Origin of the sequence: Legionella dresdenensis, assembly GCF_042649825.1 — a bacterium.
In the GTDB taxonomy this organism is placed as follows: domain Bacteria; phylum Pseudomonadota; class Gammaproteobacteria; order Legionellales; family Legionellaceae; genus Legionella_C; species Legionella_C dresdenensis.
Genome location: NZ_JBHSAB010000004.1, coordinates 62914 through 76531 on the forward strand (window position 1 = coordinate 62914; position 13618 = coordinate 76531).

Consider the following 13618-nt stretch of genomic DNA (forward strand, 5'->3'; position numbering starts at 1 on the left):
ACCTACTCTACTGTTTCTTTTTCTTCTGCTTTTCTTGATAAGCCCAATTTTTCTTTCAGCCTTGCAACTGCATTGGGATCAAACTGTTTTGATGTTTTATGTTTAACAACAACAGCTGATGATCTTGCTGCGGTGGTGAAATTACCGCCCAAGCCCTGGGACGACTGACGATCGGAATATGCTAAATCAAAATCATTGCGATCGGAGCGGGTATAATAACTTGTCTGTACCGCCTGAACGGGCTTGTTATACGTCGTGTATCGTGATGGCTGTGGAGTTACTGCCGGGTTGATTTTGGTCGCTGCGGTTTTACGGGCATTTCGCACGCTTTTTTCAATTCTTTTCTTAATTTTCAACGCAGCGCGTTCCGCTTCATCTTCGGTGACTGCTTCAACCGGATTGCCTTGCAAATCAATCCGCATTTCGCGTGATTTCAGACAGGTAAGATAATCGATGCGGCGGGTAAACAAAACAACAGCTTCTCTGATTTTACTTTTAGATATTCCTGCTTCCGCCGCTTTTTCAGCATGCATCAGGATATCAGTCATAATACCTGTTTTTAAAGGTCTGATACGTTTGGTGTTATCAAATACTTCTGGAAACATCTCGGCAAGCCAGCTTAAGGCATCATTACGTGCATTTTTTGATTGTAATTTTTGTGCTTTGTTTATAATAATTGTACGCGGATGAAGTTCTTGCCTACTCATAAATTACCTTAGGTTGGATTTTTAAAATGTGCTTCAAATATTTACATATTGTGCATTATAGCGGGTTGAAACGCAACATATATTGCCACAGTTCTTATTATTTAACAAATATACTGGCTAAAAATAAAGGAAAAATTTCTAGCCAGCTAAATAGCAATCAATGATGGCAATTATTGCCCATAAACATTTCTTTAAAATCATTTTTCATATCTATCACCAGCCAGCCATATTGCGTTGCATCATTTAAGGCTTTGTCCATTTGGCCATAAGCAGCATCATGATCATATTGCCATTCCCTGGCGGCATCAGTGTGATGAATTAACACAGGCAAAGCAGGTGAGTTAAGCGAAGTATAACGCAGCATGGGAATGTCCGCATCCGAATTTCCGACGGCGAAGACAGGTTCTTTACCAATTATGCGATCAAGCCGCAGCTCGTTTGTCTGATCCGTATTGGGTGTAGCCAATACCTGACTTGCAGGCAAACCATACATTTGCTCTGCCAGAATTCGAGTAAAATCCACAGAATCAGGGCTGGCAATAATATAAATTTTAAAACCGGATTGCTCAAGGTAATCCACCAGTTGAACCATAGGCGCATAAGCTAATTGTTTATAGTGACAGGCTAGTGCCTGGCTGGAGGCGCTGCCCAGCCAATAAGTGACTGCCTGTTTGTATTCAATGGGAGTCAATGTATGGGTTTTTTTCAGCAGCGCCTGTTTTTGATCAGCGTTTAATCCAGCCAGTCCTTTCGCCGGATCCTTAAGCAAATTTTGTATGTCGCTGGCGGAAAGACCTGGAACATTGGGATTTTGAACGGCTTTTAATTGATCAATAGCGAATTGATATTGAAGCGGTACAGGATTTTCTGCCCATAACGTGCCATCATTATCAAACACGGCTACCCGCTCTGGAGGAGGCAAAGCAGTTGGACTGCTGTCTGTAGTGATGCCGGTCACAAACTGGATAATTTTTTGCTTATCGGCAGTATCATTCCAGAGTGACAATGGATCGTTTGCCGCCAGCGACAAAGCCGGTGAAAATAATAGTGCCAGCCCTTGTGCAGTAAGAATTATTTTTTTCATGGTTAATCCTTTAACTTGATATACTACTTATTGATATTATTATTTATTCTATACTAATTTATAGTAGGCGTGTTTTTTCTTAGTTAGCATAAGTCCGTCAAGTGAGTAAAATATTATGTTCAGAAGATTATTTCTAAAATTCCTTGCTCTGGCTTTCCCGTGGGTAGTTTTACTCATGTATGATAATCCAGGCGGTGCGTTTGTTGCGCTCGCGATGCAGGCGACAATTATTGGCTGGTTGCCGGCTGGACTTTGGGCATTGCGTCTGGTTAAGGAACGGGAACAAAAAAATAAAAAAACAAAAAAAACATCTTAACAAAGGAAGCTATCATGCAAACCGCAGTGATTGTTAATGGGGCATTGGGAAAAATGGGCGCGCTGGCCTGTGAAACGCTTGAGAAGCATCCTGATTTTACTTTGGTTGGCAAGCTTACCCGCGGCGATGATCTGGCTTTAGCCATTAAGGATACGCGTGCGACAGTCGTTGTCGATTTAACACGGGCTGATGCGGCGTATACCAATGCTTTAACTATTATCAACAGTAGCGCGCATCCGGTGATTGGTACTTCCGGTTTAACCACAGAGCAAGTTGCTCACCTTCAGGAAATCTCTGCCAGCAAGAAGCTTGGGGGAATTATTGCGCCTAATTTTTCAATTGGCGCAGTGCTGATGATGAAATTTGCCGCGCAGGCTGCACGCTATCTGCCCGAGGCGGAGATTATCGAAATCCATCACCAGCAGAAATATGATGCACCCTCGGGTACAGCGGCTAAAACGGCTGAAATGATGGCTGCGGCACGTGCGGAGCAACCCAAACATCTATCTTCCCATGAGGCAATTGCCGGGGTCAGAGGCGGTAAGCATCATAACGTCGCGATCCATTCTTTGCGGTTACCAGGGGTGTTGGCACGCCAGCAGGTTATTTTTGGGAATCAGGGAGAAACACTAACCATTAGCCATGACAGTATTGATCGGGCATCCTTTATGCCAGGCGTGGTTTTATGTTGTCTGAAAGTGCTGCAGTTGGATAAATTGCTGTATGGGATGGAAGCGATTTTGTAATATGGATGCCGCGGAAAAACCGCGGCAATTGGCCGTTGAGGCCTGGTTTGATCCTTGTCATGACAACGAGGGAGCAGAAACACTCTTGGGGATGAACGGTTCAGCGCCGGCCTCTCTTTTTCTGGCTATCAACTTATTTGAAAGCGATTCCAGCCCGGCTATGGGTTCTTGCAGCAATGTTTCAATATCCTTACCTTTATCCTCATTCCGGGAGCCAGTCAGAATTTCCGAAACTCTTTTTATTAGCCCATAAAAATGTGTTGTCTCGGGTTTCCTTTTGCCTGTATTTTTATCGATATGATCAGCGATAATTTTTAAAAAATCATTCACTATTTCGGCATCATTCTTATGTAACTGCCCTTTCATTTGCCTGATCCCGCCCGGAAAAGCTGCTGTTCTAAGATATTTAATTCCCATTTTATGTTCAGACCAGTTTGTTGCTATTGACTTGAAAAGGCTGGCAAGAGTAGCCATGCTTGCCGCATTCATTTTAAGCAAAGCCGGCATAAATGCGGACTCTTTCTGACAATCCACTTTTTTCATTTTAACGGTAGTCTTGCTGCCGATTAGTTTTCCTTTGATATCTTTGATTTCGTTATTACTTGCTATATATTCATCAATTTTTGCAATATCAACAGGACCGGTTTTGCGCCCTGTTTTGCTTTCCAGTTTACTTTTAGTTCTGCTATTAATTGCATCAATGGTGCTTTTTCGCAGATAACCATCAGGCGTTTTTATCCCATTTGCGCCCTTGGCATTTTGGCCGGCAATTTCCTGAGCATGCCAGGTTGTATAGAGATCGGCAAACAAATTATCAAAGGACTGACGAGCGCTTCCTTCATCATTCCAGCTTGGCCAGCGGCCACTAAAGAGACGATGAATAAACATGGCATTGGTATGCAAAAATTCCAGCCCTTTGCGATCTTTAGCGCTAACACAGCACCCGAAACTGGAGCCTTCAATATAGTGAATTAACAGGCTTTCCAAAGAACTTAATTGAAGTTCCCGTTGATATTGGTAATCAATTAAGGGATCAATTACGGGATCTACGATGACTGATTTGACGGCCTGGATTATTTTGCTAGAACTTTGTTTAAGGTGATGAAGTACCAGATCATACTCATTGATAAGTACACTGAGATCTTCGATATACTTTTTAGTTTTTTCCAATTCCCCTGTTTGGTCTGATATCAGCAGCCCTTCAAGTTTTGCCAAATGGCTTTTGGCATGATTTAAAAACGCATTGCATTCAGGATCATTGCTTTCAGTACGGTATACCAGAGCGGCCATATTCTGAGGATGATTAGTAAAAAATAATTTCTCTGATCGGCCTTCCTGTTTTTCTTTGATTTTAGCAATCTGCTTTCTCAGTTCCCGGTCAAGCTTGACATCTGGTATAAACATTTTGGCAATATCCGCCGCAACTCCTTCGGTGCCAATAGGGCTTATCAGTGTTTGAATCAATAAGTCCTTGCCTTCTGACAACGCCAGAATGGAATTAATGTTTCTTTCCGTATAAAGGGTATTGATTAACCCAGGCAGATCAAGGATGTCGCGCGAAGCCAAATGGCTTGCTCTCAGGCGGACATCTGTTTGAAAAATAATGCGCCCATCATACTCAACCACATACATCACATGCCCGGTCGCATTTGCCAATACAGGCAAAATACGTAAACGGCTGGAAACCGCTATTGGTTTATCCAAATCTATTTTATCAAGAGCAGCTTTAAGCATTTTTTGTTCAAAAGGCTGTAATAGAAGATACCATACCGGAAGTCGGGATATAGCCCGGCGAGGGCTTTCGTTACCCTCAAAATAGCTCTCATCCATGTCTGAAAGTTTCTGCTTAAGCTCCTCCAGGTTTGATATAATCGACGCTTCTAGCGTACAGTCCCTGTTTATATATTTTTCATCAATGAGATAATCTATTAAAAACCTTTCGTACTCATTATATTGCGCATAGTTTTTGGGTTTTTTGCCGCTATGAATATCTATCACAATTTGGGCAAACTCTGGTTTCCTGGACATTTCCTTAAAGTGGTACAGAAGCATTTGGGCAAAGGAAACTATATCGGTTTTTCCCTGTGATTTTGATTCAAAATGATATAAAAACATTTTTTGAAAAACGGTTAACTCATTAAACCAGTCGGGCACTTGATTGGGTATTGAACTCTTTTTTTCTTTATTTTGTATGGTCTTTAATTCTTTTAATGCGTCGGCAGTACAGGGATTCAGTATTTTATCAACTTGTAAAACCAGTTTTTTTTCTTGTTTGTTTTCAGCATTCGTGAAAGAAATTTCTGATAAAGTCGCCAGATTATCCCGGCCCTTTTGCAATAAAACGAATTGCTCTGCCCGATTAAGCCATTCAATTGCCTGAGTGGTTGGGGTCTCTTTATTTTTTTTATGAGGAAGATCCCAGTTGTTGATCAATAATCCAAGTACCATAACGTTATAGTCAAAAAGCCTTTGCTGGTAATATTCCAGAGTTTGCTGCTTTTCTAACGGGAGAAACCGGTCGATCCAGCCTAAATATCGGTTGAAATCATTATCACTGAGCGCGCCTCGTTTTCGAGGAAAGTTGTCGATAATAAATTGCAGTGATTCTCTTAATATTTGTATGCGGTCGGTGTAACTTTTTTCCAAATCAGGGGCGATTGGATATTCTTCCTTTATCAGTTCGGGAGTTCCCATAATTTCTTTGATTTTCTCGTATACATCATTAGAAACCTGAGTGCCTTCCTCAACCCTTACAATTGTTCTATTTGGCATTGCGACTAACTCCTTGTTTGGCGTTGGCTAGGGGTCTGCTCGCAGACCCCTAGCCATTATTGAATAAATAAAGCCAGGAAACAATCAGGAAGATTGGTAATTCTGCAACGGAACCGACACTTAACTCATAGGCCTGGAACATGTTACACTGCTGCTTTTGGAAAAAGAGAGGTTGCAAATGACTGCGATAAAAACCGAAGATCATACCGGGTATTCCGATACCAGCTTACAAGATGCGCTGCAAGAAGCGTTAAACAAAGCGAAAGAGTATAATCAGCTTATGGTTGTTGAAACGCGTAGCTCACAAATGGCTAATGATAAACGGCAGTATCAGGTAACTTTAACTACCTATATGAAATAGGTAGCTCCACCGCTAAAAGGAGTTAGCAATGGCTTATACAGTAAAAAACTATATTAACGGTCAGCTTTATCCACATGATTCAGGAAAAAAGCAGGCTATCTATAACCCGGCTATGGGTGAAGTAATTGGTCAGGTACAGTTTGCCGATGAGGCGGTTTGCCATAAAACGGTCGAAGCTGCAAAAAAGGCCTGGCCTGCCTGGGCTGAAACAGCACCGGTAAAGCGGGCGCGCATTCTGTTCAAATTCCGCGATTTACTGGAAAAAAACCAAAATGAGCTGGCTGCAATAGTTACCCGTGAACATGGCAAAACCCTGGATGATGCCCGGGGTTCCGTGGCACGCGCAATTGAGGTCGTTGAATTGCATTGTGGTCTTATCACCCAGTTACAGGGCGATTTTTCAGCCGATGTCGCTAAAGATATTGATTGCCATACCATTCGCCAGCCGTTAGGGGTTTGCGCCGGTGTTTCACCGTTTAATTTTCCGGTTATGGTGCCGGTCTGGATGATGATTCCGGCGATTGCATGCGGTAATACCTTTATCCTGAAACCCTCTGAACAAGATCCATCGGCGCCGGTGCGCTTGCTGGAATTGTTAACTGATGCCGGCTTACCGGAAGGTGTGGCCAATTGCCTGCATGGCGATAAATTAACGGTCGATTATCTGCTGCACCATCCTGATATTCGCGCGATGACTGCGGTCGCTTCAACGCCGGTCGCTGAATATATTTATACCACCGCCATATCCCAGGGCAAACGCGCCCATACCTTTGGCGGTGCAAAAAATCATTGCGTGGTCATGCCGGATGCCGATCTGGATCAGACAGCCTATGCCTTGACCGGCGCTGCTTATGGCTCGGCCGGCGAACGCTGCATGGCGATTTCAGTTATTGTAACCGTCGGTAATGATACCGCTGATAAGCTGTTATCCCGAATGATACCGTTAATCAATAAAATCAATATCGATAGCGGTGATGTACCTGGTTGCGATATGGGGCCGTTAATCAGCAAAAGGCACCGGGAAAAGGTCTTGACTATAATTGACAAAGGTATTGAAGAAGGGGCGAGGCTGGTTATTGACGGCCGATTTTTTACACACAAACAACACCCGCAAGGCTATTATCTCGGACCTACCCTTTTTGACCAGGTAACTGAAGAAATGTCGATTTATCAGGATGAGATTTTTGGCCCGGTATTAGTTGTTATGCGTGCTGACAGCTTTGATGAAGCGCTCGCCCTGGTTAATCGCCACCAATACGGTAATGGTACCGCTATTTTTACGCGTGATGGTTATACCGCTCGGGAATACAGCCAACGAGTGATGGCTGGTATGGTTGGCGTCAATATCCCTATTCCGGTACCGGTTGCCAGCCATCCTTTTGGCGGTTGGAAGCGGTCGGTGTTTGGCGATACTAATATGCATGGCAGTCAGAGTATCCATTTTTACACTCAGTTGAAAACGATCACGACCAAGTGGCCTGTAAGCGCTATGACGGAAAATTCCTTTGTCATGCCAACGCATGACTAAAGCCTGTTGACAGGAGATAACAGTGGCAAATATCGGTTTTATCGGGTTAGGTCATATGGGATTGCCTATGGCTGCCAATTTGGTCAAGGCTGGTCATCAGGTGACCGGATTTGATTTGAGTCAGGGCGCAATGCTGGCTTTTGCCAATGAAGGCGGCCGTTGTGCTCAGGACATAGGCGATTGCGCACGCGGGCAACAAATCATCATTACCATGCTGCAGACCGGGCAGCAGGTTCAGCAGGTTTGCCTCGGAGCCACAGGTTTATATGCATTGGCCAATCAGGCATTGCATATTGATTGCTCATCGATTGATGTTGAAAGCAGCAGGCAGTTACATCAGGCTGCGGTTGAAAAAGGGTTGCTCGCAGTTGATGCGCCAGTTTCGGGTGGTGTTGGAGGTGCAACAGCCGGTACCTTGACGATTATGGTTGGCGGCGGCAATGACGCTTTTGCCGCCGCGTTGCCTATTCTGCAGGCCATGGGAAAAAACATTATCCATACCGGCGCCAGCGGTAATGGGCAGGCAGCCAAGATATGTAACAACATGATTCTTGGTATTTCAATGATTGCCGTATCCGAAGCGTTTGTATTAGCGGATAAGCTCGGTTTATCGGCCGACAAGTTATTTGAGGTAGTTAACAACTCCTCGGGCCAATGCTGGGCCATGAGTAAATATGTTCCTGTTCCTGGCCTGTTACCCAATGTGCCGGCCAATAATGATTATCAACCAGGCTTTACCGCCGCGATGATGTTGAAAGATCTTCTGCTTAGCCAGCATTCTGCTGAACAGGCAAACATCCATATTAGTCTGGGTGAACTGGCAACCCGTATTTATCAGCAGTTTAATGATGACGGTTTTGGGCAGAAAGATTTTTCAGCAATTATTAACAGGATCAAAGATCATGGGTGATTCTGCCGAGTTCTGGGCAAAAATTGCCGAACAATACGTTACCTGGTTCACTCCCTGGCAGACAACCGTCAGCGGCGGTTTCGATCAGGGCGATATCCAATGGTTTGTTAATGGCAAACTGAATGTATCATTTAATTGCCTTGATCGTCATCTCGCAGATAAAGCAAACCAGCCGGCGATTATCTGGCAGGGTGATAAGGAAGAAGAACAGCAGCAGCTGACCTTCGCTCAACTGCATGAAGAAGTTTGCCGGATGGCCAATGTTTTGAAAACATTGGGTGTCGCTAAAGGCGATAAGGTTGCGATTTATATGCCGATGATACCGGAAGCAGCAGTTGCTATGTTGGCCTGTACCCGGATTGGCGCTGTTCATACCGTCGTGTTCGCCGGTTTTTCTTCAACCGCTTTACATCAACGCTTAATCGCATCACAAAGCAAAGTCTTAATTACTGCAGATGGTTATTACCGCGGCGGCAAGTTTTTTGCGTTAAAAGGACAGGCTGATGAAGCCTGCAGCCAGTTATCAGTCAAAAAACTGGTCGTGCAGCATGGTAAAAATGCAATTGATTTTAAGCCGGAAACCGATTATTGGTGGCATGAAATGCGTGAGCAGGCAAGTTCCGAATGCGCTCCTGAAATTATGGATGCCGAGGACCCGCTGTTTATGCTATATACCTCTGGCAGTACGGGGCAGCCTAAAGGACTGGTGCACACTACAGGCGGTTATCTGGTGCAGATCGCCTACAGTTTCCAGCATATTTTTAACTGCAAACCGGGGGAAGTTTTCTGGTGTACGGCAGATGTCGGCTGGGTAACCGGACACAGCTATCTGGTTTATGGACCGTTATGCAATGGCATTACTACATTAATGTATGCCGGAATTCCTAATTGGCCTGAACCGGATCGTAGCTGGAAAATTATTGATAGATATCGGGTCAGTGTATTTTATACCGCTCCAACCGCAATCAGGGCCTTAAAACGCGCTGGCGATGAATGGCTTGCAACCAGCTCCAGGAAGTCCCTGCGCATGCTTGGCAGTGTCGGCGAACCGATCAATCCGGAAGTCTGGTTATGGTATCGTGATCAGGTAGGCGAAGGCCGGGCTCGGATGATCGATACCTGGTGGCAGACTGAAACCGGCGGGATAATGATATGCCCGCAAACTGAAACCAATAAAGGCGGCGCTGCCTGCCAGCCTTTGCCCGGTATTTTTCCGGTATTGCTTGATGAAGAACATCATGAAATTGAAGGAGTCGGCAAGGGATTGCTGGCAATTAGAAAACCCTGGCCGGCCATAGCAAGAACAATCGCTGGCGATCATGACCGTTACTGCAAAACCTATTTTGCCGATGGCTATTATATTACTGGCGACGGTGCCAGCCGTGATAAAGACGGTGATTACTGGATTAGCGGTCGGGTTGACGATGTGCTCAATGTCGCCGGCCACCGTCTTGGTACGGCAGAAATAGAAAGCGCGCTGGTTTCCCATCCATTTGTTGCTGAAGCGGCAGTAGTCGGGATAACCCATGCAATAAAGGGGCAAGGCATTCACGCTTTCGTCAGCTTGAAACTTGGTCATGAGCCTGGCGAGCAATTGCGCGATGAATTAATGGAGCTTGTAAAAACCAATATTGGCGCCATTGCGAAACCGGACGTAATCCAGTTTGTACCAGATCTGCCTAAAACCCGTTCTGGAAAAATCATGCGCCGAATCCTGCGTCAGATTGCCGGTTCGCCGGTGACTATGAATGATTTAGGCGATCTTTCAACACTGGCTAATCCGCAAATTGTTGAGAGTCTGATAAAGCAGCGGGCGGGGTAATGTTGGGTCAAACGACCCAACCTACTTATATTCGTACCACTGATTTAATTTAACAATTAACTCATTAAGTCCGGTTTTATTTAAAGATGAAAAAGCCTGTACAGTAATCAGATCATTCATTAATTCGTACTGTCCAGCAACTTTATTAACAGTATTTTTGGCATCGCTTTTACTGATTTTATCAACTTTGGTCAATAAGATATGTACAGGAAGTTCGCACTCAATCGCCCAGTCAATCATTGTTTTATCGAGATCCTTGAGCGGATGACGGCAATCCATAAGCAGTACCAGGCCGCGCAGACACTCTCTGACTTCAAGATAATGGGCCAGATGTTTTTGCCATTCTTCTTTAACTTTTTGCGCAACTTTAGCATAGCCATAGCCTGGCAGATCGACCAGCCTTCGTTCCGGATCGAGATTAAACAGATTGATTAACTGGGTACGGCCAGGTGTTTTACTGGTACGGGCCAGCTGTTTGATGCCGGTCAGGCAGTTAAGGGCGCTTGATTTGCCGGCGTTGGAGCGGCCGGCGAATGCTACTTCGTAGCCCAGATCATCAGGTAACTGGCTAACTTTGGCTGCGCTTTTGAGAAATTCTGCTTTAGAATAAGGATTTGTTAACATTTTAGTAAATTCGTTTTGGGTTTTCAGACCCGGCAGTGTACCATTATGCGGTGTTAAGCCGCGGAGCCAGTATGAAAAAAATAGTATTAACTATTGCGTTGATGTTGATGCATTTTAGCACTCTGTCCGCGGAAAATGCTAGTCCGCCGGCAAATGCAGCGCTTTGTGCCGCGTGTCATGGCGCTCAAGGCATTAGCACTAATCCGCAGTGGCCCAATATCGCAGGCCAGCACCGCAATTATCTTCTTAAGCAATTACAGGATTATAAGCACGGCGCCAGCCGTAATGATGCCGCCATGTCTGCGGTTGTCAACAGCTTAAGTGAACAGGATATGGCTGATCTGGCGGTTTTTTACAGCCTGCAGCCGATAGCTGAAGGCGCTACGCCCGAGCGCTATGTAAAACGGGGTGAACAACTTTATCGCGGCGGGGATTTTGCCAAACAGATTACTGCTTGCATCGCTTGCCATGGCCCAAAAGGCACGGGGAATGGCCAAGCCGGATTTCCTTCGCTTTCGGGGCAGCATGCTGCTTATATTATCGAGCAGTTGCAGGCGTTTAAAGAGCACAAGCGCACGAATGATTTAAATGGCATTATGCAGGACATCAGTGCTAAATTAAGCTCTGAAGATATGGCCGCTGTCGCTTATTATATTCAGGGGCTTCATTGATTATTACTAGAGGGTAAAACCATGTTAAAACGTTTTCTGGCTATCGCCTTATTGATTCCAACCCTGGTTTTTGCTGATGAGTTTGTTGCCGGCAAGGATTATGAACTGATTGGTTCAGCGCCGGCAGCGGAAAGCAAGGTCAGTGTGACCGAATTTTTCAGCTATGGCTGTCCATGGTGTCTTCGTATTGAACCGGCATTAAATCAATGGGTTAAAAAACATGAAGGGCAAATCAATTTTTCCCGGGTTCCGGTTGCTTTTAACAAGAGCTGGGCTTATTACGCCAAGGCTTACTATGCGGCTAATCTGCTTGGTCTGGGTGCAAAACTGGATCCGAAATTATTTAAAGCGATCCAGACTGATAAACAGGATTTGGCCAACAATCAGGCGATGGTGGATTTTTTTGTCGCGCAAGGAGTCGATAAGGAAACGGCAGAAAGCGCGTTTAATAATTCTACGATTGTTGATTTGAAAGTCAATGAAGGCAATGCCATGATGGGGCGTTATCAGATCAGCGGCGTGCCGGCAGTAGTGATTAGCAATAGGTATAAAACGGATCTTCGGATGGCTCAGAGCGAAGAGCGGTTTATCAGGATTCTGGATTATTTGGTGAATAAGGCGGGAGCTTGAGGGCGCGGGCCCACTGCCAATAAGTTAAGAAATTTGTCATCCCCGCGAAGGCGGGGATCCATCCATCAAACAAGGTAAGGAGCCAACTTGAGAAATGGATTCCCGCCTTCGCGGGAATGACAGTCTACAGATTACATCACTTCGTCATCCGGATTCCCGGGGTTTTCCAGACTTAAAATTCCGGTATTGAAATCATAAGCAAAAATTTCGGCATAACGGCCCCAGTCAATCATGGTACGCAATACGCGATCCGCCTCTTTCTCGCTGAGGTAATCTTCCAGTTTGGTCAGGAAGCGCTCTTCTGATACATAGTGGCCTGATTTTTCATCAAGTATGCGTCTGATATAGCGGGCAAGGGGTACTTTCTCCAACAGCCGGCGAGCGAATAACTGTTTGCGTGACTGCAAATCAGCTTCTGCAAACTGTCCGCCGAGCGGGGTTAACTGGATATCGCCATCGGAAACTTTGGCAAAGCCCAGAATTTCCAATGTCTCCAATAATGGGAATAAATCGTCAATATTCATCATTAACTCATCGGCAAGCTCTGGCAAATCGATCCGTTCATTGTATGAAGTCATGGTTTCAATCAAGCCTGACAGTTCTGACGGATCAACGTCCGGCAAACGATAACCAAGTCCAATCTGGCGCTCGCGTATAGCGCGTTTTGCCCGCTCTTTGGGGCCGGTTGTCATTAAGGTATAGATTTTGTCTACAATTGCGCGGAATTCGACAGTTTCCGGATCGCGCGGTTGTTCCATGGTTACTTGCAGTTCAGCGCGAATGTAGCCGGGATCGCTGCCAAAAATGATAATTCGGTCGGCCAGCATTGCCGCTTCTTCAATATTATGCGTGACCAGTAATATGCCATTGGTGTTGGTTTTTTTTTCCTGCCATAGTTCAAGCAAGTCTGATTTTAAATTTTCGGCGGTCAATACATCAAGTGCGGAAAACGGTTCATCCATTAACAACACGTCCGGATTAATGACCAGCGCCCGTGCAAAACCGACCCGCTGTCTCATCCCGCCTGATAATTCTTTCGGAAAAGCGGATTCAAAGCCATCAAGGCCGATAATATCAATTGCTTCAATAGCCCGGCGGCGGCGTTCCTCACGACCGATTCCCTGTGCTTCCAGCCCAAGTTCCACATTCTGTAATACCGTCAGCCAGGGCATGAGGGCAAAGGATTGAAATACCATGCCAATCCCGGGAACCGGTTTGGTAACCGGTTGGCCGCGGTAAGTTACTTTGCCTGAGCTTGGCGCAACCAGGCCGGCAATAATACGCAACAGCGTTGATTTACCGGAACCTGACTTGCCAAGCAATGCAACAATTTCACCTTCCCGCAATTGAAAATTGACATCCTCAAGCACCAGCAGATCTTGCGTTGATGCTTTTTTGAATGACTTAGTGCAGTTTTCCAGAGCGATAATGGTTTCAGACATATGAT

The 13618-nt window shown here is 45.3% G+C and carries 13 protein-coding genes; 8 read left to right on the forward strand and 5 right to left on the reverse strand.

The window, feature by feature from the left end; all coding sequences use genetic code 11:
- Positions 1-2 precede the first annotated feature (2 nt).
- Entirely contained in the window at positions 3-707 is a 705-nt protein-coding gene (locus tag ACFORL_RS03955) for a ProQ/FinO family protein (RefSeq protein WP_382341310.1), read from the reverse strand.
- A gap of 157 nt (positions 708-864) precedes the next feature.
- Positions 865-1791, reverse strand: a complete 927-nt coding sequence (locus tag ACFORL_RS03960) for an HAD family hydrolase (RefSeq protein WP_382341312.1) — start codon at positions 1789-1791, stop codon at positions 865-867.
- 115 nt (positions 1792-1906) lie between these two features.
- Here ACFORL_RS03960 and ACFORL_RS03965 point away from each other — a divergent pair, with 115 nt between their 5' ends.
- Together ACFORL_RS03965 and dapB are read left to right on the forward strand one after the other, a co-directional pair.
- Complete coding sequence (locus ACFORL_RS03965; RefSeq protein ID WP_382341314.1) at positions 1907-2107, forward strand: hypothetical protein; 201 nt, start codon at positions 1907-1909, stop codon at positions 2105-2107.
- Between the two features lie 14 nt (positions 2108-2121).
- Positions 2122-2853: a 4-hydroxy-tetrahydrodipicolinate reductase gene (gene dapB, locus ACFORL_RS03970; protein ID WP_382341316.1), complete on the forward strand. Its 732-nt coding sequence runs from the start codon at positions 2122-2124 to the stop codon at positions 2851-2853.
- A 57-nt stretch (positions 2854-2910) separates the two neighbouring features.
- Here dapB and ACFORL_RS03975 read toward each other — a convergent pair whose 3' ends face one another.
- Positions 2911-5625, reverse strand: a complete 2715-nt coding sequence (locus tag ACFORL_RS03975) for a hypothetical protein (RefSeq protein ID WP_382341318.1) — start codon at positions 5623-5625, stop codon at positions 2911-2913.
- 178 nt (positions 5626-5803) lie between these two features.
- Between ACFORL_RS03975 and ACFORL_RS03980 the strand changes: the two genes are divergently transcribed.
- From ACFORL_RS03980 to acs, 4 genes are read left to right on the forward strand one after another with little or no spacing between them, the layout of a single operon-like run.
- Complete coding sequence (locus ACFORL_RS03980; RefSeq protein ID WP_382341320.1) at positions 5804-5986, forward strand: hypothetical protein; 183 nt, start codon at positions 5804-5806, stop codon at positions 5984-5986.
- 28 nt (positions 5987-6014) lie between these two features.
- Entirely contained in the window at positions 6015-7514 is a 1500-nt protein-coding gene (locus ACFORL_RS03985) for a CoA-acylating methylmalonate-semialdehyde dehydrogenase (protein WP_382341322.1), read from the forward strand.
- 22 nt (positions 7515-7536) lie between these two features.
- Entirely contained in the window at positions 7537-8424 is an 888-nt protein-coding gene (gene mmsB / locus ACFORL_RS03990; RefSeq protein ID WP_382341325.1) for a 3-hydroxyisobutyrate dehydrogenase, read from the forward strand.
- Complete coding sequence (gene acs, locus ACFORL_RS03995) at positions 8417-10246, forward strand: acetate--CoA ligase (protein WP_382341327.1); 1830 nt, start codon at positions 8417-8419, stop codon at positions 10244-10246. The genes mmsB and acs overlap by 8 nt, the downstream gene beginning before the upstream one ends.
- 21 nt (positions 10247-10267) lie before the next feature.
- Here the strand turns inward: acs and yihA are convergent, their stop codons facing one another.
- Positions 10268-10870 (reverse strand): ribosome biogenesis GTP-binding protein YihA/YsxC, encoded by a 603-nt coding sequence (gene yihA, locus ACFORL_RS04000; RefSeq protein WP_382341329.1) that lies wholly within the window; start codon positions 10868-10870, stop codon positions 10268-10270.
- A 71-nt stretch (positions 10871-10941) separates the two neighbouring features.
- Between yihA and ACFORL_RS04005 the strand changes: the two genes are divergently transcribed.
- The gene (locus ACFORL_RS04005; protein WP_382341331.1) at positions 10942-11541 is read left to right on the forward strand and encodes a c-type cytochrome; all 600 of its coding nucleotides are present in this window, start codon (positions 10942-10944) and stop codon (positions 11539-11541) included.
- 21 nt (positions 11542-11562) lie between these two features.
- A complete protein-coding gene (locus ACFORL_RS04010) occupies positions 11563-12171 on the forward strand; it encodes a thiol:disulfide interchange protein DsbA/DsbL (protein ID WP_382341333.1) in 609 nt (202 codons plus the stop codon).
- Between the two features lie 131 nt (positions 12172-12302).
- Here the strand turns inward: ACFORL_RS04010 and ACFORL_RS04015 are convergent, their stop codons facing one another.
- A complete protein-coding gene (locus ACFORL_RS04015) occupies positions 12303-13613 on the reverse strand; it encodes an ABC transporter ATP-binding protein (RefSeq protein WP_382341335.1) in 1311 nt (436 codons plus the stop codon).
- Between the last annotated feature and the right edge of the window lie 5 nt (positions 13614-13618).

Excerpts from the sequence above, each read along its gene's own strand:
- ACFORL_RS03965 (WP_382341314.1), top strand. The coding sequence starts at position 1,907 with ATGTTCAGAAGATTATTTCTAAAATTCCTTGCTCTGGCTTTCCCGTGG.
- ACFORL_RS04015 (WP_382341335.1), bottom strand. The coding sequence starts at position 13,613 with ATGTCTGAAACCATTATCGCTCTGGAAAACTGCACTAAGTCATTCAAA.
- ACFORL_RS04005 (WP_382341331.1), top strand. The coding sequence starts at position 10,942 with ATGAAAAAAATAGTATTAACTATTGCGTTGATGTTGATGCATTTTAGC.
- acs (WP_382341327.1), top strand. The coding sequence starts at position 8,417 with ATGGGTGATTCTGCCGAGTTCTGGGCAAAAATTGCCGAACAATACGTT.
- ACFORL_RS03975 (WP_382341318.1), bottom strand. The coding sequence starts at position 5,625 with ATGCCAAATAGAACAATTGTAAGGGTTGAGGAAGGCACTCAGGTTTCT.
- ACFORL_RS04010 (WP_382341333.1), top strand. The coding sequence starts at position 11,563 with ATGTTAAAACGTTTTCTGGCTATCGCCTTATTGATTCCAACCCTGGTT.
- ACFORL_RS03980 (WP_382341320.1), top strand. The coding sequence starts at position 5,804 with ATGACTGCGATAAAAACCGAAGATCATACCGGGTATTCCGATACCAGC.
- ACFORL_RS03960 (WP_382341312.1), bottom strand. The coding sequence starts at position 1,791 with ATGAAAAAAATAATTCTTACTGCACAAGGGCTGGCACTATTATTTTCA.
- ACFORL_RS03955 (WP_382341310.1), bottom strand. The coding sequence starts at position 707 with ATGAGTAGGCAAGAACTTCATCCGCGTACAATTATTATAAACAAAGCA.
- yihA (WP_382341329.1), bottom strand. The coding sequence starts at position 10,870 with ATGTTAACAAATCCTTATTCTAAAGCAGAATTTCTCAAAAGCGCAGCC.
- ACFORL_RS03985 (WP_382341322.1), top strand. The coding sequence starts at position 6,015 with ATGGCTTATACAGTAAAAAACTATATTAACGGTCAGCTTTATCCACAT.
- dapB (WP_382341316.1), top strand. The coding sequence starts at position 2,122 with ATGCAAACCGCAGTGATTGTTAATGGGGCATTGGGAAAAATGGGCGCG.